Origin of the sequence: Photobacterium sp. GB-56 (assembly GCF_003026105.1) — a bacterium.
In the GTDB taxonomy this organism is placed as follows: Bacteria; Pseudomonadota; Gammaproteobacteria; order Enterobacterales; family Vibrionaceae; genus Photobacterium.
The window spans coordinates 31,807-52,758 of sequence record NZ_PYNW01000008.1 but is presented as its reverse complement, the minus strand read 5'-3'; the positions used below and the strand labels follow the sequence as shown (position 1 = coordinate 52,758).

19 protein-coding genes are annotated in these 20,952 nt (G+C 37.5%); 4 read left to right on the top strand and 15 right to left on the bottom strand.

Annotation, left to right across the window (positions count from 1 at the left end; all coding sequences use genetic code 11):
- Positions 1–72: 72 nt before the first annotated feature.
- The 7 genes from C9J42_RS12495 to C9J42_RS12465 all read right to left on the bottom strand — a co-directional run bounded on the left by C9J42_RS12495 (position 73) and on the right by C9J42_RS12465 (position 8,125).
- Positions 73–498 carry a hypothetical protein gene (locus tag C9J42_RS12495; RefSeq protein ID WP_107287363.1) on the bottom strand — a complete coding sequence of 142 codons (426 nt, stop codon included), beginning with the start codon at positions 496–498 and terminating at the stop codon, positions 73–75.
- A 12-nt stretch (positions 499–510) separates the two neighbouring features.
- Positions 511–2,886 carry a S8 family serine peptidase gene (locus tag C9J42_RS12490; protein ID WP_107287362.1) on the bottom strand — a complete coding sequence of 792 codons (2,376 nt, stop codon included), beginning with the start codon at positions 2,884–2,886 and terminating at the stop codon, positions 511–513.
- A 134-nt stretch (positions 2,887–3,020) separates the two neighbouring features.
- The gene (locus tag C9J42_RS12485; protein ID WP_107207030.1) at positions 3,021–3,665 is read right to left on the bottom strand and encodes a response regulator transcription factor; all 645 of its coding nucleotides are present in this window, start codon (positions 3,663–3,665) and stop codon (positions 3,021–3,023) included.
- Entirely contained in the window at positions 3,646–5,013 is a 1,368-nt protein-coding gene (locus tag C9J42_RS12480) for a cache domain-containing protein (RefSeq protein ID WP_107207031.1), read from the bottom strand. Before C9J42_RS12480 ends, C9J42_RS12485 begins: the two co-directional genes overlap by 20 nt.
- 95 nt (positions 5,014–5,108) lie before the next feature.
- Entirely contained in the window at positions 5,109–6,395 is a 1,287-nt protein-coding gene (locus C9J42_RS12475; protein WP_045149978.1) for a TRAP transporter large permease subunit, read from the bottom strand.
- 12 nt (positions 6,396–6,407) lie between these two features.
- Complete coding sequence (locus tag C9J42_RS12470; protein ID WP_107207032.1) at positions 6,408–6,941, bottom strand: TRAP transporter small permease subunit; 534 nt, start codon at positions 6,939–6,941, stop codon at positions 6,408–6,410.
- 89 nt (positions 6,942–7,030) lie between these two features.
- Entirely contained in the window at positions 7,031–8,125 is a 1,095-nt protein-coding gene (locus tag C9J42_RS12465; protein ID WP_107207033.1) for a TRAP transporter substrate-binding protein, read from the bottom strand.
- Positions 8,126–8,590: 465 nt separating this feature from the next.
- On the opposite strand from C9J42_RS12465, the gene C9J42_RS12460 reads away from it, so the two are divergent.
- The gene (locus tag C9J42_RS12460) at positions 8,591–9,142 is read left to right on the top strand and encodes a hypothetical protein (protein WP_107207034.1); all 552 of its coding nucleotides are present in this window, start codon (positions 8,591–8,593) and stop codon (positions 9,140–9,142) included.
- 503 nt (positions 9,143–9,645) lie between these two features.
- Here C9J42_RS12460 and C9J42_RS12455 read toward each other — a convergent pair.
- The 6 genes from C9J42_RS12455 to C9J42_RS12430 all read right to left on the bottom strand — a co-directional run bounded on the left by C9J42_RS12455 (position 9,646) and on the right by C9J42_RS12430 (position 16,880).
- Positions 9,646–9,849, bottom strand: a complete 204-nt coding sequence (locus C9J42_RS12455; protein WP_107246857.1) for a hypothetical protein — start codon at positions 9,847–9,849, stop codon at positions 9,646–9,648.
- Between the two features lie 242 nt (positions 9,850–10,091).
- Positions 10,092–10,301 (bottom strand): cold-shock protein, encoded by a 210-nt coding sequence (locus C9J42_RS12450; RefSeq protein ID WP_005364106.1) that lies wholly within the window; start codon positions 10,299–10,301, stop codon positions 10,092–10,094.
- A 355-nt stretch (positions 10,302–10,656) separates the two neighbouring features.
- Positions 10,657–12,153: a DHA2 family efflux MFS transporter permease subunit gene (locus C9J42_RS12445; protein WP_107207036.1), complete on the bottom strand. Its 1,497-nt coding sequence runs from the start codon at positions 12,151–12,153 to the stop codon at positions 10,657–10,659.
- The gene (locus C9J42_RS12440; RefSeq protein WP_107207037.1) at positions 12,153–13,202 is read right to left on the bottom strand and encodes an HlyD family secretion protein; all 1,050 of its coding nucleotides are present in this window, start codon (positions 13,200–13,202) and stop codon (positions 12,153–12,155) included. The genes C9J42_RS12445 and C9J42_RS12440 overlap by 1 nt, the downstream gene beginning before the upstream one ends.
- A 79-nt stretch (positions 13,203–13,281) precedes the next feature.
- Entirely contained in the window at positions 13,282–13,725 is a 444-nt protein-coding gene (locus tag C9J42_RS12435) for an NUDIX domain-containing protein (protein WP_107207038.1), read from the bottom strand.
- A 329-nt stretch (positions 13,726–14,054) separates the two neighbouring features.
- The gene (locus C9J42_RS12430) at positions 14,055–16,880 is read right to left on the bottom strand and encodes an FAD-binding and (Fe-S)-binding domain-containing protein (RefSeq protein WP_107259854.1); all 2,826 of its coding nucleotides are present in this window, start codon (positions 16,878–16,880) and stop codon (positions 14,055–14,057) included.
- Positions 16,881–17,002: 122 nt separating this feature from the next.
- On the opposite strand from C9J42_RS12430, the gene C9J42_RS12425 reads away from it, so the two are divergent.
- A complete protein-coding gene (locus C9J42_RS12425; RefSeq protein WP_107259856.1) occupies positions 17,003–17,908 on the top strand; it encodes a LysR family transcriptional regulator in 906 nt (301 codons plus the stop codon).
- A 6-nt stretch (positions 17,909–17,914) separates the two neighbouring features.
- Here the strand turns inward: C9J42_RS12425 and C9J42_RS12420 are convergent, their stop codons facing one another.
- Positions 17,915–18,397: a GreA/GreB family elongation factor gene (locus C9J42_RS12420; RefSeq protein WP_107207041.1), complete on the bottom strand. Its 483-nt coding sequence runs from the start codon at positions 18,395–18,397 to the stop codon at positions 17,915–17,917.
- A 284-nt stretch (positions 18,398–18,681) separates the two neighbouring features.
- On the opposite strand from C9J42_RS12420, the gene C9J42_RS12415 reads away from it, so the two are divergent.
- Positions 18,682–19,092, top strand: a complete 411-nt coding sequence (locus C9J42_RS12415) for a hypothetical protein (RefSeq protein ID WP_107259859.1) — start codon at positions 18,682–18,684, stop codon at positions 19,090–19,092.
- 84 nt (positions 19,093–19,176) lie between these two features.
- Here the strand turns inward: C9J42_RS12415 and C9J42_RS12410 are convergent, their stop codons facing one another.
- Positions 19,177–19,752 (bottom strand): porin family protein, encoded by a 576-nt coding sequence (locus tag C9J42_RS12410; RefSeq protein WP_107302045.1) that lies wholly within the window; start codon positions 19,750–19,752, stop codon positions 19,177–19,179.
- A 443-nt stretch (positions 19,753–20,195) separates the two neighbouring features.
- Between C9J42_RS12410 and C9J42_RS12405 the strand changes: the two genes are divergently transcribed.
- Positions 20,196–20,813 (top strand): hypothetical protein, encoded by a 618-nt coding sequence (locus tag C9J42_RS12405; protein WP_107207044.1) that lies wholly within the window; start codon positions 20,196–20,198, stop codon positions 20,811–20,813.
- Positions 20,814–20,952: the final 139 nt, after the last annotated feature.

Here is a 20,952-nt window from a genome sequence, read left to right as displayed (position 1 = left end):
AAAAAAACCGTTCAACAGGCTAGGTTTTAATCAACTTTAATAATTTACTCGCGCTTCTATGCCCTCAAACAATCAATTAGGTTTTAAAAGATTATTTACTACTTCTATTTCAGCTTTTTTAACACCATCCTGCTGTTGTAACCAATTTAATTTTTTACTTAAATCAGTGCCTTCAGGATACTGAATTATCCAAATACCACCACCAAGACGTTTTTTAGACATATCTGGCTCATCGAATGGTAGTGCATCAGAAAATATTGTTTTTAAAATAATACTACCTGACACTAGCCCGTTAATATTTAGGTCTTCATTTTGAACTTTTACGCCTTTAGTGACTTTATTGTCTTGAGAGTGAGTCGCACTAAATGCAGTTTGTTCACTCGCAATAACTTCATAATCTAAACCACCACTAGTGAACGTTGTAGATGTATAGGCATTAGCACTACAGCTCGTTAACATAAATAAGCTAATGAATAGTAAATGATTGCTCTTTTCCATAACGATAAATCCTTATTTATGTCCATAAACTTTGATACTGGCATCAAATAACAAACCTGAGAAATAGTTGTTAGGCAATTCCAGCTCGTTATCATCGTAATCAGCTATTTTCATGGTGTTTTTATTTGTATCAACAATCTTAACAGTCCAAATACCTGCAGCAACTTCATCTAAAAATGCATGACTAAGAAATAGAATTTCAGCATCATATCCAAAGTAATATTTCGGATTGAGATAATGTAAATGTCTTGGTGTCGCAACAACAGATCGTGTACCTGAAGGGGAAATAACTTCAACGGCGATATCACTCATTCTTTCATGGTCTAAATCAAGTTTTAATTGAATAGCCTCAATTGTTATATCATCGGTAATTTCAATTTGTTTTGTTATTCCTTCAAAATTTTCTGGAATTTCAACAGCTCCGATAACATCACTAGTGATAAATTCCGACTCAATCAACGGAGGTAATAAAGTATAATTTCGAGTTGCCATTTGTACAGCTTCAACAGCATTAATCATGCCATAGCCATACCAGTTATGATAACGATTCCCAGCCCCGTTAGTAACCCAACCGGGTTCTGCAATATACTGCTCTCCATCTTGTGATAAAATAACAGGCACAAAATCTAAATCTATTTTTGTGGCTGTTTTTGCCATGATATATCTCACATCACGCCACGATAATTCAGGGTTTGATTGCATAATTAATGCTGCAACCCCAGATGCTACAGGCGCAGCAGATGATGTACCATTAAATCTTGAAGTATAGCTACACTCTGATTCACTCTGTATTTCATCATCTAATCCACCAGAATAGCCGCCAAATCCATACTCAATTGAATATCCTCGGTCACAGCCAGCAACATCCGTTGTTATCATAGCAGGATATTCAAAGCCATATTCTCCACCAGGGGCCGCAAACAATACAGAAGCTCCTACCGTTGAATAGCTCGATAATGGTGTTTCTCTATTGGCATTTAAAGCAGAAACGACCGTATTATAAAAACTCGCACTTTCAGGATCCGAATTAGCGATTTGAGCAGGTAGTCGCGCTTCCTCTTCGGAACTATTCACACGCCAATAGAAACCTAATTCTTGAAAGCCATTGCCTGCAGATTTGATCATTAACGCTGGTTTACTCGCCGTTTCATAATAAGATTTTAAAATCAGCGTTTCATTAGATAAATAACTGACTGGAAAAAATATATTGCTATTAAAGCCATAACTTTGATTTATAACGTCAGCAGTTTGAGTTTTATCACCACCATGAGTTTCATAAAACACATCCAGACCTTGTACTTTCAGGAAATTAAAACCAGACAAAGATGCAGATGGAGCAACACCGCGCCCCCCTTTACCATTAAAACCAACAGCAGCGGTTAACCCCGCAACTGAGGTGCCATGATCACCATCTGTTTCATATTGATTCGGACTAGGATCATTATCCTGCTCGACGAAATCATATGACATACCAGGAATAACATTCTCAACTAAATCTTCATGCGCAATTTCTAAACCGGAGTCAACAATAGCGACATGAATATCCTTTCCGGTTATCCCTTGAGCGTGCAGTTGGCCAATATTAATATCAAATCCTTCACTTGCCTTTGATAACGCGTAAGCATCTTGACCTGTATTATTTAGATGCCATTGTTGGAAATATAATGGATCGGAAAAAGCATCAATATTGATATTCTTTTGCTCTGTTAAATACTTTATTTGAGCAGTTACCGTTTTATTGTTACTTGTTAACGTAACATCAATATAAATGGGCTCTGAATAAGGCTGTGCCGTTAATTTAAAAGAACCATCGTTATTAATTACAAAAGAATTGACATCAGGTATTTGCGCTCTATTTACATCACTTATTAACGGTATAAACGACGGAGTATTATCATCTGATATTACGTTATAGCTAAACTCAACATCAGCGCCGGCAATAAATTCAAACTTTCCTTCAACTATATTGTTTAAGCTTTCAAATTCTTCAGGTTTAAGTACCAACTCAGGCTTTAAAGTAATCTCAAATTCAGTTTCATCAATACCATCCGAAGCGATTAAAGAAACAACCTCTTCTTTTATTGATGACAAATTAGATATAAATGTAAATTCACTATTTTCATTATCAATTGAAAAGTTACCACTTTTTGGAGAGTTAATGATTTCAAACGTTACTCTATCACCATCTTGGTCAGTGATAGGTAACTTTTGAGTGAGAGCATCATTACCAATGTAGTAATAAACATTACTTCCATTCAATTTAGGTTTACTATTTCTATCTTTGGTTATACTTGTATCACCTTTATTTTCTGTATCGCCGCTATCTCCACCACCACAACCTAGCAAACTTAGAAAGACTAAGGTATTCATTATTATAATTTTTTTCATTTGAAATCCTTATCAACACAATAAGAACTTACTTTACAAATAACTTATATAAGAATTAAACAACCAAAACTATTTTTTGCGATTGATATAGTAAATAAATAATGAAAGATCTATTTTTTCAAAATAATTGGATACTATTCAATAAGCCCTTTTTCTAATGCATATTTCGCTAACTCGGCTGTTGAATGCAATTCAAGCTTATGTTTTATATTCTGACGATGCGTCTCAACGGTCCGATAACTAATCTCTAATGCTTTAGCAATTTGCTTACTGCTCAGCCCTTCGGCAACATGTTTAAGTACCCTTTCTTCACGACGGCTCAAAGGATTAATATCAGGGCTTTTCACTGGTGAAGATGTCTGAGTAAAAATAGTTTGGCTCGTCGTTTCACAAAAATATGTCGCACCTTGATTCACTGTTTTAATCGCTTGAACCATTTTTTCTGCCGAAATTTCTTTCAACATATAGCCCATTGCACCAACCTGCATTACCTTCATGATATATTCACGGTTATCATGCATCGTCAGCATCAATACTTTTGCATTAGGCAGTGTTTTTTTAATTTGCTCTGTTGCATCAATACCATTCATGATGGGCATACTGATATCCATTAAAATAACGTCAGGTTGAAGATAACTGACGGTATCTAGTGCCTCTAAGCCATTACTTGCAGTACCAATGACCTCGATATCAGGCTCTAACTGTAACCTTGCCATAAAACCATCAATCACCACTTGATGATCATCGACTATCACAATTTTAATCGTTTGTTCTGTCATACACTAAACCATCCAAGTTTAATAATACGGTGAGTTCAGTACCAAATCCGGGCTCACTATTAAGATCAAACTCGCCACCAATAAACTCCACTCGCTCGCGCATATTTCGCAAACCAATCCCTTTTAAATGATAACGATTTTGGCTATCAAATCCTTTTCCATTATCTCGAATGATCAATTGCAATAACTTTCCAAGTTGTTTCAAATGCACTTCAACATGCGTCGCATCTGCATGCTTAACAATATTATTTAGCGATTCTTGTACTACCCGATAAAGTGTTGTTGCAACATCAGAGTCTAGCTTTCCAGCCTTTGTATCAAATAGCATATCAACTGATGTACCGGCGTGAGATTGATAGTCTTGTAATAATGTGGTGAGTGCCGCTTCTAAACCAATATCATCCAGAGAGCTTGGGCGTAATTTATGAGAAATATGCCTTACTTCATTAATCGCTAATGTTAAGGAATGCATCGATTTATTCAGGTAATCGACAAACTTTACATCAATGGACTGAAGGCTAAGTAACTCTAAGTGACATTTACTTGAGACTAATAACTGATTGATCCCATCATGTAATTCTCGGGCGACATGTTTTTTTTCAGCTTCTTGAAATAAGACCGTTTTATGCGCTAACTCTTTAAGATTTCTATCAGCCAATCGATGTTCATGTAAGTTAATTGCCAATGTGATCACGATAATTACTGCGACAGTTATTGTTAATATCACCACAATGGAAAAGAAGATCGTATCAATATTATGGTTAATCGCTTGCTGCATAATCGCGACATCTTGGCTGACATCTTCAATATATAATCCGGTACCAATCATCCAATCCCATTTATCTAACCATGCGGAATAACTTAACTTAGTAACCGTTTCTCCCGTTGATGGTTTCTGCCATAAATACTGATGATAGCCCCCCCCACTTTGTGCTTGCGATAACAAAGAAGCAATTAAAAAATCGCCTTGTTCATCTTGTATCTTAATAAGATTTTTACCAATCAACTCAGGCATGATCGGATGAACTAAACTAACTCCATTTTTATCATAAACAAAAAAGTAACCGTCTTTTCCATAACGTAAATTAGTCAATATTGCTTTAACACGCTGCTGCGCTATATCAACATCAATTGTAGAATCATGATAAATATGGGAAATGGCATTTAAAGCAAGATCAACGCTATCTTTCAATGCTGCTTCTTTGGCATCAATTAAACTATCACGAAAAACAGTGACTTCTTTCTGGCCTAAGGTTTTTGCCTGATAAATCGATATCCAACTGATACTGACAGTCACAATCAGTAACGGTAATAAAGTTAATAAGATCAATTTTGCTTTTAATGGCATAGAGACCTCCAAACAGCAAAAAGCTGATGTTTTACCACCAGCTCATATTAACAATTTATTATCATTTTTTACTTTTATAGATCACATTATCAATATTAACCCATGCCATAGAAATTCGGGAAAATCAAAATAGAAGCCAGTACCGCAATTTGAATAGCGATAAATGGCATAACTCCACGGTAAATATCACGTGTCGTGACACCTGCAGGTGCAACACCTTTCAAGTAAAACAAACTAAAGCCAAATGGTGGTGTTAAAAATGAAGTTTGAAGGTTCATCGCGACAAGTATGGCAAACCAAGTCATATTTAATCCCATCGCTTCGGCAACAGGCGCTAAAATCGGTACGATAATGAAACAGATCTCAACAAAATCGATAAAGAAACCAAGTATTAAAATAACCAGCATAGTGATGATCAAAAATCCCCACTTTTCACCGGGTAGCGCCATCATCCATTCTTCAACTAAGTAATCACCACCAGTGTAGGTAAATGCCATCGAAAATGCGGTCGCACCTAACAAAATAGCAAAGACCATTGCCGTGACTTTTACCGTTTCTTTTGCTGCCTCATAGATCATTTTCCAACTAAACATGCGATATAAAATTGCTAACACAATCGCGCCAAATCCACCTAATGCAGCAGACTCTGTAGGCGTCGCAATACCTGCAAAAATAGAACCTAGCACCACGATAATTAACGCTAATGGTGGAATAACCGCTTTTAACGCAGTAAAAACCTCTTGCGAACGACTAATGCTGTCATCTCGCTCAATTGGCTGTGCCGCTTCAGGGTTAAGCTTGGCATAAATTAAAATATAAGCGACGTACGCACCTACCAATACAAAACCCGGTAAAATAGCCGCTTGAAATAAATCACCAACAGGCACACCTAGCACATCACCTAATAGTATTAATACAATCGATGGTGGAATAATTTGTCCTAATGTCCCCGATGCACAGATAGTTCCACACGCAAGGCCTTTATCGTAATTATATTTGAGCATAACGGGTAATGAGATAAGCCCCATCGCAACAACAGATGCCCCGACCACACCTGTTGATGCCGCGAGTAATGCACCAACGAGTACAGTCGAAATTGCAATACCACCACGAACGCCACCAAACAGACGCCCCATTGACTCTAATAACTGCTCAGCTAAACGGGTTTTCTGGAGCACTAAGCCCATAAAAACAAACAGAGGCACCGCCATAAGTACCGTATTTTCCATGATTGACTGAATGCGATAAGGCATAAATGCAAACATGTCGAAACCTTCAGCCCAAACACCAAAAATTAAGGCTATTCCGCCAAAAGTAAATGCCACAGGAAAGCCCAGTAATAAGGCAAATAATGCGACAAAAAACATCACGATTCCGATCATTGACGTATTCCTTTACTGATCTTGTTTTAATGCCGCGTGGTGCGGATTGAATAAGGTATTTAATGAGTGAACAACCAGCCCTAAACCGCTGATCGCCATTAAGCCAAATGAGAGAGGGATCATTGCTTTAATTATCCATCGATAAGCAAGACCACCAGGATCGCCAGATGTTTCGCCTAATGCATAACTCTCTTTGGCGAAATCAATGCCATACCATGCCACCAGTAAACAAAAAGGTAGTAAAAAGAAAAGTGTACCTAAAATATCAATGATCGCTTGGCTTTTACGGGATAGACGCTCATAAAAAACATCAACACGAACATGTCCCGCAGAACGGATCGCGTAAGGAACGCCAAGTAAAAACACAGCGGAAAACAGGTGCCATTCCATTTCTTGAAGGGCAATGGAAACATCATTAAAAACGTAGCGCATAACAACGTCATAAACGACATTAACTAATAATAATATAAATAGGATACTAGCAAACCAACCGAGCACATCACCAATACGATTAAAAAAACGCTCTAGCGTAATCAGACTTTTCATTCCTCACTCCATGGAATCCCACCAAATACGCATAACTGCGATCTTATATGCATAAATGGCAGGATAATAACGTCCTTATTTAAACAGACTTATTGCGCTTGGCTATTAAGGTAGGCACGATGAGATATATTGGTCCATGAACGTACCTGGTTTAGATAATCCGCTTGTGATTTTTGAATCGCTTTTGCTTGTTCATCTTTTTCTGCATGTTGTGCAAGGAGGCGATCATTCGCGTCACGTAATGCTTTCATCACTGCTGGCGGGAAATCTTTCACTTTTATATCAGGGTAAGTTTGTTGAATTGTTGACCAGTTTTTACCGCTTGCATGAGTAGCTTGGGTATACATATCATAAGCCGCAGTACGCATTGCAACACGTAAGATCTCTTGAAGATCGGCAGGTAAACGCTCCCATGTGCGCTTATTTACTAGGAACTGTAATTCTGATCCTGGCTCATGCCAACCTGTGTAGTAATAAGGTGCTATTTTATGAAAACCCATGCGCAAATCTAATGATGGGCCTACCCACTCAAGCGCATCAATGGTATTTCGCTCAAGTGAAGTATAGAGCTCTCCTGGTGCAATATTGGTTGGCTTAGCACCAACTTCAGCAAGAATTTCACCCGCAAAACCAGGGATTCTCATTTTCAACCCTTTCAGATCATCAACGGTATTGATCTCTTTTTGAAACCATCCCCCCATTTGAATATCTGAATTACCGCCAGGAAATGAAAGCAAGTTATGAGGTGAATAGACTTGCTCCATCAACTCCATACCACCACCATGATAGAACCACGCATATTGCTCAGCAGGGGTCATACCAAAAGGCATAGAGGTAAAGTATAAGGTGTTTGGAACCTTCCCCTTCCAGTAATACGATCCTGAATGTCCCATGTCGTATTGACCAGATTTCACCATATCGAAGATACCAAGTGGTGCTTTATGCTTATTGGCAGAGTCAATACGAATTTTCAAACGGCCGTTAGACATTTTTTCTGCCATCGCCGCCATGTTCTTTGTGGCATCACCAAAGATCGGAAAATTGGGTCCCCATGTTTCAGCTAATTTTAAACGGTATACTTTTTCTGATGCTTGTGCGCTTGTTGCCAGAATAGCAACACACCCTAGTGCAACGATTAGGCTTTTTTTCACCACACGTTTCACTACGCTACCAATAATAGTCATTCACTCATCCTTGCTTTATATGATTAGGCTACAAAATGATGTTCAACATACTTTGGCTTAACGCTATACAAGATAAAATGAGAAGGACTACGGATTAAAAGTTTAAAACCGTTAATAAATACAAAAAGAAAACCACGTATAAAATCGTATCGATAAAATTTAAATTATTATTTATCAATAAGTTATAAAATAACTCACACTACGTATTTATACGTACTAATCAAGAATAACGATTCGTTGAACAAGATATAATTTATGTGAACTCAGCACATTTAATTCATTCCGTATAAGAAGAAATTAGTTGAAATATGAAGCTTCATCTAATGTCATGGAAATGACAACTGTGGTAGGATCCCTCGAAATTAGCTTAACAACAAGTAACTAATGTTGCTTAAACGTTAATAAACAGAATCAAGCACTATTAAATGTCATTACTATCAATGACATCACTGAGAGATATTTACATTGGTTGATCTATTAAAAGAAGTATTAGGCTGGACTTCCGTCGTCTTATATATCCTGCTTACTATATTTAACAGCATGAAATTCACTCGTTATGCTGCTTTTGCATCTGCAACAAATGATACTGTTTGGTCAATTCTAATGGGATGGTGGCCGAAAGTAATTTTAAACCTTTCCGTTAATGCGATTAATGCTTATCGCTATGTAAAAGACTTCACCAAAATGGGGAAGGCAATAGTCCACACACTCGCTGCCATTATGGCATCTGCCATTATATATATAACTTACGTTGCTATTAGTGCTTTCATTGCAGAGCCAACGATTACTGTCGCATTACAATATTTAGATTTAGCCGTTATTGTTGCCGCGCTTTATATGACTTCACTGAAAAATTATCGCATGTTAATGCTGACATCAGGTTTTGTTGGTATGGCCGGATATTATGGCAATCCACAAATGATGATCATTAAAGCATTAGTGATTGTTATTATGAGCTACAAACTATATTCGACACGTCATCAGACACAAGAACAACTACTAGCTGAAAATCATTAAGATCTCACTGGTTTATTAATAAGCTGTAGAGCGCAACGTTCTGCAGCTTTTTTATAACGAGCGCCACATTATCCTACCTTTTGCACATTCAATTCAGTGCCAAAATCAACCTAGCCCTTTACTACACATAGAGAATGACACTCACCAAGTAAGTAGCCTACATATAGTTTCAATCATGGATACGAATAAATGTGTCAGGATCATCGACAAAATAGGTATGTTGAACATTAAGCCGTCATCGAATGCACTTTATCGCATCAGTGTGGCATTAAATGTTTTTGTTAACGAGGAGGAGAAGTTGCAGAATAGCCAAGGCAAGAAGTGATTGTTGTTGGCAATATGGGAAAATAAAGGAAGTGTATGTAAGCCAACATAACCATAGACAAATGATGATTTTTACTTACTAACGGGTAACTATTTGCTAGTTTTAGTTTAAGGCAGACACCCCGTTCTGCCTCTCTGCTTTAAATAAACCATGACTTGCAAACATGTTATTTTAAACCTTAATCAACAATTGAAAAATGCCCAATCTCTTTATTATTGTGATTAGTAATAATGCCTTTTTCTGATTGTTCACAGTACGTAAAGTTGACATCTAATGTATCTAGCTTACCGTTAATTAAAACATGTCGGCGCAATACATCACTATTTAACTGATGCATAGATGCATTCCAGCTAAGATCATTAACCTTGAAGTTGATAATCATAATATACCTCTTTAAATTGTCGCGTTGATGAATTTTAGCTATGACATTAGTAAAGCTAATTATCAACGGTTTTATAGCGTTATGAATTTTTAATGAAGATTATGAATATAGCGATTAGCAAAACTGCTAAGAAGTAAAACCAAGATGAGTAAAGTATTTCGAAGAGTGTAGCGCAGAAGATATTTTTGGATTAAGTGGTGTAACAAGTTACACCACTTAGAAATCTTATAGAAACTATAAAATTAAAGAGCTACAACGTTTGCAGCTTGAAGACCTTTTTGGCCTTGCTCTACTTCAAAAGACACTTTTTGGCCTTCAGCAAGAGTTTTGAAACCTTCAGAAGCGATAGCACGGAAGTGAACGAATACGTCAGCACCGCCGTTGTCTTGAGTAATGAAACCAAAACCTTTCTCTTCGTTGAACCACTTAACGATACCAGTTGACTTAGACATAATGTGTCCCTTATATAAAATTCATAGAAAATATCGCAAAATTGCGATGCACTGAAAGCTTGAATTATTAAATATGATGAAGCGAAGGAAACACAAAGGTACAACTAAACGAAGATACTTCTGGAGATTTTCTTTAACTTAACTTTTCATTAATAACTCTGAACAACAGAGCGAAGACATCATCACATTAAATGTATTGACTGTAAACTGTTTTTTATAAAAAAAACCAAAATAAATTATAACTAACTGATTTAAAATGATTTAATACACATATCACCTATAAAAAAGCAGATCATTATTGATCTGCTTTTTTTCTATCACTCGATTAATGTATATTTACATTCTTAGGCACTGACTATGTTTTCTTAAACTTGAACAGTGTTAAGAGTGGTAACAGCACAATGTAAGAGACAAAAATAAATCCAAAGGTATACACAAAAGCAAGCAAAGTTGACTGCTGATGTAATAGCTCACTGATTTGGGCGATAAAATGAGGATCGGTTACAGTTGTATGCTGCATCATTGCCTGCTGCTGTAATTGCGGATTAGTTAATGTTAAATCCGCCCCTAAGGCATGCCACTCTCGTTGCTCTGTACGTGTAAAATACGTATTAACAATAGAGATACCAAATGAACCACCAATGGTTCGGCAAAGGTTGAAAATAACCGCACCACCAATTGTATCTGTATGACTTAATGTTCGATATGCCATTTGGCTTAATGGTGCGAATACAAGCCCCATCCCTAACCCCTGAACAATCGATGGCATTACTACCCAGTAATAATCAATATTCATTGAATACTGCATCATTAAGTATGTACCAAGAATATTAAAACCGAGCCCTACTGCTACTAGCATACGTGGATCTAATCTATCCATAAATCTAGCAATCACTAGTAGTACAATTGCAGAGGTTAATCCCCTGGGCGCCATGGCAAACCCTGTTGCTTCTACTGGGTAATGTAGTAACTGTTCTAGCATCATAGGTTGTAATTGGGTAATACCAAACATCCCCATTGAGAAGCCAGCCATCATTAAACAAGAAACAGCAAGGTTTCTATCTTTAAGCAACCACATAGGAGCAACATCGCCTTTAGTGATCCATGAGCGTGCGATAAAGAAAATCCACGCGATAACGCTGATCACCGCAGAGAACAGAATAAAGTTAGATTCAAACCATCCTTCTTCATTACCTCTGTCTAATACCATTTGTAACAGCCCAATACCGATAGTCATACCTATCACTAAAGGCCAATCTAGTTTGCTCTTACCGCGTCCATCTAACTTCACAAAGAAATAAAGCAGAGATAAACAAATCAAACCAATGGGTACATTAACGTAAAAAATCCAGCGCCAATCCATATTTTCGGTAATGATACCGCCAACGGTAGGGCCTAAAATAGGCCCTAATAATATCCCAACACTGAATAACGCCATTGCTTTACCACGTTCTTCAGGCGGATATATTTGCACCATGATAGATTGTGATAAGGGGATCACTGATGCGCCGAACGCGCCTTGAAATATTCGAAAAGTTACCATTTCAGCAAGGCTGTCAGCCTGTCCACATAAAGCAGACATAGCCACAAAACCGGCAACCGAAAAGAGCAATAATTTACGTACTCCAAGTTTAAGCGCCAAATAGCTCGCTAAAGGAATGAAGATCGCTTCTGCCATCGAATATGAGGTTAACACCCATGTTACTTGCTCTGAAGTTACGCCTAACGCTCCCATCATATGAGGCAAAGCAACATTCGCGATAGTCATATCTATCAGCACCATAATGGCAGATAGCATGACAGCAAAAGTGATCAACAACCGATTGGCTGGCGTTAACGTAGCACCCGTCATTACTTAGTCTCTGTTAACGTATCAATAGTGACTTCCGCACTCGCTCCAACACGAAGTAAAGGTTTACCTTTTAAATCATCAAATTGAATACGAACAGGGAAACGTTGAGGTACTTTAACCCAATTACCCGTTGCGTTTTCAGGAGGGAGTAATGAGAACGATGAACCGCTTGCTGGTGATAAGGCAATAACGTGGCCTTGATATGTCACATCTGGGTACATATCTAAAACAATACTGGCTTTCATGCCTGGTTTTAATAAACCAATCGACTTTTCTTTGTAATTAGCTTGAAGCCACGCCGTATTATCTTCAATCAAAGGCATGACAGATAACCCTGGCGATACAATACTGCCAGGTCGGACACTCACCTTACCTAAACTACCATCATGGGGAGCATAAATATTGGTGTAGGATAAATTCAACGTCGCTTGGCTTAATGCTGCCGCCGCTTGTTTAACCTGAGGCGCTTCATCACCTTTAGCACCTTGCTGGTTAATTAACTGGCTCATTTTAGCACGTGCAGCTTCTAATGCTGTTTGAGCGGAGGCTAATTTAGCTTTAGCATCATCACCTTGCTGTAAAGGTAATAATTTGCGATTCACTAAATCCATTACTCGACGATAATTTTTTTGCACATCAACAAGCGTAGCGTCTGCTGATCGTACATTAGCACTTGCCGCTAAAATTGCATCATCTGTCGCTTTATTTTCTTGTGTCGCAACTTCATACGCAGCTTTTGCTTTTTCTAACTCTATTTCAAAAGGAGCAGGATCAATCGATAATAATAAATCGCCTTCCGCTACATGCTGGTAATCATTCACATTGACTGTAAGTACTTTGCCACTAATTTGTGGTGCAACATATAAAATATTGGCGTGGACATAGGCATCATCCGTCGCTGGATATAACTTTTGATGGCGAATATAAAAATACCCAGCCGTTCCTAACAGTGCAGCTAAAAGTACAAAAATTAATAGATTACGGAACATATGTGAATCATTTTCTGGCGTCTGAAGTTGTTCAGACGGCGAGTTATCAGTCGTTGCCATTAAAATATCCTATTTAGCTGAAATATCGCTAAATTTGAGTCTAGATGATAAATATATATTGTTGTAATAAATCACGTATTTACAAATCACTGCCCCAAAATGCTGGTTGGGATTTTGTAAATTCTAATTGCGAAGACATTAGCCACTCTCTTAATGCTAATGGGTATAAATTACTCGTTACCAGATCTTCTTTTTTTAACCAAAAATAATCGATATGAGCTTCACAACTCTTAATAGTATCAAGATTATTATCTGTTTTTGATGACAATAAAAATAATAAGCATAGTTCAGTATTTAATTCTTGCCCTATATGCCAGTTATTTTCTACGGCCCCCAAAAAACAATCAATGTTAACCTTTAAGTTCGCTTCTTCATTCAATTCTCGAATCACCGTTGTCGCTGCTGATTCTTTTGCATCAATATGTCCACCAGGTAAAAATGTTTTATCATCACCTTTAACTCGGGTTACAAGCACTGCATCATCGTTAATTAAAATACCGCGAGCAGTTGAGTGAAAATGCATATTAAACCCTTTATATTATATGGGATTTATAATCCATAGCTGAATATTCACTCATCGTTAGATGAGTAATAACGGATAAATTACAAATCCGAAAAGAACCTATCGGCTAATCTATCTATATATTTAAATAGAGTTATAGATCTAATAGTATACGAAAAAACAACATGTTCTCTTAACTTTCAGCCAATCATTTATGCAATGTAATATATCAAAATAAGTCATTTAAAATAGCGTTCCAACCAAACAGCCTTATTTTATAAATAACCCTCATTGAACATAAAAAAACGCTGATACTTTCATATCAGCGTTTTCATTTAAAAATTGATCACTTACATACTGACTTTATCAACTAAATAGAGAATTGAGCGATACTCTATCCCGCTATGTTCAGATAGCCCTAACTCACAAGTACGACTATTTGAATAACCTTCAGTACAGTCTACAGGTACTTGACGTTTTAAAGGCGCTAGTGAACTTGCGTTAAGTTCTGGTTTGGTAAAACCTTTATCGCCAGCAAAACCGCAACAGGTAATGTCATCTGGAATAATCACTGTCTTCGCACAAGCTTTCGTGACTTTTTCCATCACCCCAGCTAACCCTTTACGACGTGAAGTACAGGTAATGTGTAACATCACAGGCTCTTCTTGCTGTGTTATGGTTAATTTTGGCAACACATAATTTGCGACAAATTCAAAAGGCTCGTAGATTTTAATTTCACTGCGTAGTGTTTCTTTTCCTGTACTTGCACAAGGGCTGGTATCCATTAATACAGGATAGGTTCCTTGGCTAGATGCTTCCCATAACGCATTTTCTAATTGCTGTGCTTTTTTCGCTGCCGTTTCAGGAAAACCTTTACTGGTATATGGCATACCACAACATTGATTGTTTAAATCCTTCGGAATAACAACTTCATAGCCCGCTTTTTCAAGCAGAGAGATCGTCACATCGACTAATGGTCGAGGATCTTTTGCATTCGCTTCAGTGCCCATTGTACGTGCAGAACAACTCGGGAAATAAACGATCTTTTCTCGACCCACTTTTTTAACTTTCAACATTTCAGTGGATTTTACCGCGACAGGCATATGTGAAGACCACATCGGAATACGATGACCCGATAAGTCATAAGCCGCCTTCGTCAACTTACGCATTTTATTAGTGCCAAGTACCTTATGCATACCATTTGCGACAGTTAAACCAGTTTTAGCTACTGACGTAACGGTTGAAAAATGATCCGCAGTCCAGTTCGCAATTTGTTTTGCTTTATCTGTATGGTTTTGACGTAATTTACGAACAAGATCGCCGGTATTGATCCCAACAGGGCAACGATCGGCACATAATCCTGTTGCGGCACAGGTATCTAGGCCGTAGTAACGATAGGTTTTTTCCATCTGAGCAAGACGGCTAGGATCTTCGTTAGTTTTTCTTAAGCGAGAGATTTCACGAAATACTGTATTACGTTGGCGTGGTGTTAACGATAAATTACGAGAAGGACAAACAGGCTCACAGAAACCACATTCAACACACTTATCAATCAACTCATCTGCTTCAGGCATCCCTTTTAAGTTTTTGATATGTGATTCTTTGTCTTCATTGATGATCACACCAGGGTTTAAAATGCCGCGTTTATCAAAAATGCGTTTAATATTTTGCATTAATTGATAGCCATCAGCGCCCCACTCAAGCTCGATAAACGGCGCCATATTACGCCCAGTACCATGCTCTGCTTTTAATGACCCTTTATAATCAACGGCCACTAACTGAGCCACTGCATCCATAAAATCACTATAACGTGTTATTTCTACTTGGCTATCAAATGACTGAGTGAATACAAAGTGTAGATTTCCCGCCAATGCGTGACCAAAAATGATCGCTTCATGGTAATTGAACTGAGTAAATAACTCCTGTAGTTCACGTACAGCAGGGGCTAATTGTTCAATCGGAAAGGCTACATCTTCAATGATAACTGTGGTTCCAGTCTCTCGCACAGCCCCCACTGATGGGAATAGCTCTTTACGGATCCCCCATAACTGCTCACAGGTTTTGGTATCACGACTAAAATCAACCTGAGCAATCGGCGAGAAACCATTAATAATAGCTAGCAACTGTTCAATTTGTTGCTGTAATGCAGCCTCATTCTCAGCATGAATCTCTATCAATAATGCCGCGGCTTCAGTATCACCTTTTTCACCAAGCTCTGCGATAAAACCTGGCATTCCTGGCTTGTCGGCAACAGAAGCTAAAGAACGGCTATCCATTAATTCAACCGCAGCGACTGAAGTTTTACTCAACTCACTTACTGCAAGGCAAGTGATCTCAATATCACTGAAAACAAACAACCCAGATGCTTTGTGTGCATGATTCACAACTGTGTTGTAAGTTACGTCAGCAATAAAACCTAATGTGCCTTCTGAACCAATGAAAAGGTGTTGCAAAACGTCAATTGGATCATCAAAGTCAATCAGTGAATTAAGACTATAACCTGTGGTGTTTTTTAAACGGTACTTATGACGGATCTTAGCTGCCAGTTCGCTATCTTCCTGACACTGGGTGACGAGTGTCATCAACTCATCAATCATTTCTGCATGACTGAGTTTAAAAGCTTCAACACTGGCACTATCTAATGTATTTAGCACTGTACCGTCAGCTAAAACAACCGTCATCCCAGCAACTGTGCGGTAACTATTCTCTGAAGTGCCACAACACATACCTGACGCATTGTTAGCAACAATACCACCAATTTTACAGGTATTGATTGAGCCAGGATCTGGGCCAATTTTACGGCCAAATGGCGCTAAATACGCATTGACTTCAGCACCAATGATTCCCGGCTGGAGCCAAATCTGTTCACCATCATTTAATATCTCATAATCACGCCAATTTCGAGTCAGCGTGATTAACACAGAATCGGACTGAGCTTGACCAGATAAGCTAGTACCAGCAGCTCTAAATGTCACCGGAATTTGGCGCTCGTAGCACGTTTTAACGGCAAAAATCACCTCTTGCAAACTATCCAGTTGAAGGACAACTTGAGGTGTTAAACGGTAAAAGCTAGCATCGGTACCATAGGCCAGTGCGAGTGTTGGATCGGTGATAATGCGACTTTTATCTATTTGTTGTTCTAATAGCGCAATCAGTTCAAGGTAGGGCTGCTGCATCATGGCTCCATGTATATATACGAGTTAATTGTTTTATTTCTTATAGGTATATTCTACTTTACTCTGTATGGTTGATAAATATTGACTAATTCACATGTTTGTTGAAAAAAGTACACTAATAAATGAAGACGACGAATAATCTACTCCTTTTTTATCACCTAATTGATAAAGGCTCCTTTAGCAAAGCAGCCGAACACATTGGCTTAACAAAATCGGTGGTAAGCAAACGTATCACAGCACTTGAACAAGCGTTAGGCGTTCAGCTTATTTATCGGACTACACGCAAGTTGACACTGACAGAAGCTGGTGATGTTTTTTATCATCATGCGAGAGAAGTCTACAATGCGGTTCAAAATGCAGAAGATGCAATGAGTGGTTTGGGAGAAAGCTTAACAGGTAAAATCCGTATTACTGTCCCTACCATTTCGGGCGAACTTATTTTACCCGAAGCAATTGCAGCATTTAGCCGTCAGTATCCTGATATTCATATTGAAATGGAACTCGACAATCGCTTTGTTGATTTAGTACAGGAAGGATTTGATATTGCGATAAGAACAGGCGCAATGCCAGATTCAAGCTTTATTGCCCGTCAATTGGTTCAAGCTCGCTGGGTGATATGTGCATCCCCCAGCTATATCAAGCAATATGGCATACCAACACAGCCTTATGATTTAGAAAAACATAACTGTCTGGGTTATAGCTTCCAAGAAACAGGGGCGAACGAATGGCTAATTGAAGATACATTAGGTATTCATACCGTTAAAGTAAAAGGCAACTTTACCACTAATAACGCTTCTGCTTTACGTGGCGCGGCATTACACGGACAAGGCTTAGTCTACATTCCCAAAGTATTAGTCGCTGAAGATCTTAAAAAAGGTCGCTTGATTGAAGTTCTCACTGATTATGTTGCGAAATCATTAGGCATTTATGCGGTATATCCGTATACCAAACAGCAACCAATGAAAGTGAAACTCTTCATTGAGCATATTTATCAGTATTATCAAAAATACCGAGATACCTTTAAATAAAATGATTTAATTGATCGCCATAACTTCATACCAAGTGACATTATCACCAATATGAACATCGACTTCTTCACCGATCTCACGACCAATCAATGCATCACCAAATGGCGAAGTTGGTGTCACTATCGTGACAGAATACTGATCAAACGTTACGACTAGTCCACCAGAGCTGGGGCCCAGAAAAACAAAACGCACGTTATCATCTTCATCAGCTAACGTTACAATATGCCCAAGTAGTACAGTATCAAAGGCTTTAGGTAAGTTAGCTTGTAATACTTGATAAGCTGCTATATCAGCTTTGCACTCTTCTACTCTTTGTGCCTGACCATGCGCTAAATAAGACGCTTCAAGCGCCAATGTGTCATATTGATTTTCGGCAACATTTTCATCATCAGTCGCCGTATTATAGGCACGTAAAGCCGCTTCAGTCGCCGCTTCTAATATTTGTTGTAGCCTAATTTGTACCTGATTTAATAACTTTTGCTTATTCACTATTACTGCCTATGATCTCAAACGCGCCATATCATAATACGACTTTGTCTGAATTCATATTTTCGTCATTGTGTATCTTCCTAAAAAGCGACTTATCTAGAACAAGATCCCCCTAAAAGAGCATTTAACGATCAATTAAAAGTAACATTGACAGATATAATGACTAAAGATGTCGCTTAATCTTTGGCGAAAAATCACTAGCAATTGTCGTGTACTATCAAAACAAAATAAAACAGTCTGTTAAAGTAACCACAGCTTTAATAAAACAACAAAAGGTACACTCAATGACAGAATCAAGAGCTCCTGACTGGGATAATATAAAAACTTACGAGAAGTTATATCAGGAAATATTAGTCAACCCTGATACATCAAAGTTTCATCATTATTTTACGGAAGATTGCTATATCAATATTAACGATAAAGAATATGATGCTGATGCTTTTAAGCAACGTATGGTCTGGTTGAAAAAGAATGCAAAGGTTAAAGTTGAAGTAGTTAACTTTTTTACCTCAAAAGACGGCACTAAGATAACAGACACGCATTTATCTCACTCCATAGATGCAGAAGGAATCAAGAGAACTTTTCGTGTTATGCAACAATCCGAACTTGAAAATGGCAGGATAAAAAGATTTATCGACAATACATTTATGCTTAGTGGTAATGATTCAGATTATAGTATTACAACAAATAAATAATTTTATTGCTTACCTTTTAGCTTCTACATCGCATAGCACCCCACTTTATGTGAGGTGCTACGTTTTTATAAATAATTAAATTTATTAGAATTTATAATCAACACTCCAAACAATTTGCTCTGTTCCTTTTAAACGAACACCATCTGTTTTGTAATTTTGATCAAGATAACGGTATGTAAGATCTGATGAAATATTATCCGTTAGTTGAACCATTGCACCTAGTTGTCCACCCCATACAAAATCAGTAGAGCTATCTTTACCACTCGCTTCTGATGTCTTAGCTGTTAATTTATTATGAGAAGCACCCATTGACGCACCAGCAAAAAGGTTAATATTAGAAGTGACTGGTACTAGGTAATCATAAGAAACTAAAAATAAATCTTGTTTATGCTTAGCCTTGATAGTTTCTTCTCCAGATTCAGCGATATTGAATTTATCTTTCTTATAACCGTAAGTTGCCATTAAGCGGTGATGGTTATCGACAATTACACCACCACGGATTTGATAGCTAGCATCTTCACTATGCATTTTAGCTGCATCTTTAAAGTTATCTAATTGATAACCCACACCACCACCCATAAATGTTTCCACATTTGTTGCCATCGCTGGCGCTGATACGATACCTGCTAAAACGACCGTAGATAAAATAGACTTTTTCATGATTTTATTCCTAACTTATTGTTATTAGTGAAAGTCATTAATCTAAAGGGAAGATTAATTGGCTTTCAAAATACCTGTGTCTTTTCGTTAGCAACAAAACTAAAGCATCTCTCCTGTACGAAAACTTAACAAATAAAACACTATTTTATTAACTAAATGCAACCTGAATAGAGCTGAATTTAAGCGTCTAAAAAGCACTTCAAGTGTAAGTATTTATTTCAAACACATGATAATTCATTTAGAAAATAGAAATCGATTTCTGGTTCATTACTATGCTTTTTATTTTTCGCGTAGACTGTCAGCTAATGACTTTTTAGAATGAATGCTTTGTTTATGTTGAGCTTGGTTCCAAAACAGTCTTTCGCTATTTACTCTAATAACAAAATTTCATTACTAATAAGGTAATAATTAAAGTTAACCACTTTAAACACGATAGCAATAATATGGACATCACTCGTGAACAACCAAACTCAAGCATGACGAATAACGAAATCATGAAAAAACAATTAAAAACAAGATTGACGCTGCATACGTTCGCCACTTTCTTATTGCTAGCTAGCTCTGCGCCGCTATATGCTTATGCTCTTTCACCTATTCACTTACTGAACTATGTCGATTCATATGGCAATGTCTCATTAAGAAATAGTAGAGATATACAACTACCCGATCCTCTTGTGATCACTGGTAACTTGAATCTTGAAAAAAGCAAGATTTCACAACTTCCACGTAGCCTGACTGTAAATGGTAATCTTAATCTTGCTTATACTGAAGTTGAGTACCTCCCCGTGGTATTTAACGTCGATGGATTCGTTAACCTTGCTCATTCAAAAATTAAAGCACTTAACTATGGTATGAGAGTAAAGGGAGATCTCAGTTTAATGGGAACGGAGATCCAAACGCTTCCAGATAACCTTTATGTCAAAGGGGATCTTTACTTAAACAACAGCAAAATAACTAAACTTCCTAATCAAATCATCGTTGATGGCGATATCCACATTAAGGGCACTCAAATAACAAGCATTCCAGATAATGCAAAAATAAAAGGTCGTATTATCAATTAACAAGCCATTGGATTATTTTGCATTTAAAAATAGCAATCGTTTGCCTTTTAATTTAAATGCCTATCTAAATATAGTTAAATGCGAATTTTAAATATAAGAAAGCCAGAAATATTCATTTATTTCTGGCCACTGATACTCA

Coding starts and splice junctions, on each gene's coding strand:
- C9J42_RS12430 (WP_107259854.1), bottom strand. CDS start 16,880: ATGCAGCAGCCCTACCTTGAACTGATTGCGCTATTAGAACAACAAATA.
- C9J42_RS12470 (WP_107207032.1), bottom strand. CDS start 6,941: ATGAAAAGTCTGATTACGCTAGAGCGTTTTTTTAATCGTATTGGTGAT.
- C9J42_RS12480 (WP_107207031.1), bottom strand. CDS start 5,013: ATGCCATTAAAAGCAAAATTGATCTTATTAACTTTATTACCGTTACTG.
- C9J42_RS12425 (WP_107259856.1), top strand. CDS start 17,003: ATGAAGACGACGAATAATCTACTCCTTTTTTATCACCTAATTGATAAA.
- C9J42_RS12445 (WP_107207036.1), bottom strand. CDS start 12,153: ATGACGGGTGCTACGTTAACGCCAGCCAATCGGTTGTTGATCACTTTT.
- C9J42_RS12410 (WP_107302045.1), bottom strand. CDS start 19,752: ATGAAAAAGTCTATTTTATCTACGGTCGTTTTAGCAGGTATCGTATCA.
- C9J42_RS12435 (WP_107207038.1), bottom strand. CDS start 13,725: ATGCATTTTCACTCAACTGCTCGCGGTATTTTAATTAACGATGATGCA.
- C9J42_RS12495 (WP_107287363.1), bottom strand. CDS start 498: ATGGAAAAGAGCAATCATTTACTATTCATTAGCTTATTTATGTTAACG.
- C9J42_RS12405 (WP_107207044.1), top strand. CDS start 20,196: ATGGACATCACTCGTGAACAACCAAACTCAAGCATGACGAATAACGAA.
- C9J42_RS12455 (WP_107246857.1), bottom strand. CDS start 9,849: ATGATTATCAACTTCAAGGTTAATGATCTTAGCTGGAATGCATCTATG.
- C9J42_RS12415 (WP_107259859.1), top strand. CDS start 18,682: ATGACAGAATCAAGAGCTCCTGACTGGGATAATATAAAAACTTACGAG.
- C9J42_RS12450 (WP_005364106.1), bottom strand. CDS start 10,301: ATGTCTAAGTCAACTGGTATCGTTAAGTGGTTCAACGAAGAGAAAGGT.
- C9J42_RS12465 (WP_107207033.1), bottom strand. CDS start 8,125: ATGACTATTATTGGTAGCGTAGTGAAACGTGTGGTGAAAAAAAGCCTA.
- C9J42_RS12485 (WP_107207030.1), bottom strand. CDS start 3,665: ATGACAGAACAAACGATTAAAATTGTGATAGTCGATGATCATCAAGTG.
- C9J42_RS12490 (WP_107287362.1), bottom strand. CDS start 2,886: ATGAAAAAAATTATAATAATGAATACCTTAGTCTTTCTAAGTTTGCTA.
- C9J42_RS12475 (WP_045149978.1), bottom strand. CDS start 6,395: ATGATCGGAATCGTGATGTTTTTTGTCGCATTATTTGCCTTATTACTG.
- C9J42_RS12440 (WP_107207037.1), bottom strand. CDS start 13,202: ATGGCAACGACTGATAACTCGCCGTCTGAACAACTTCAGACGCCAGAA.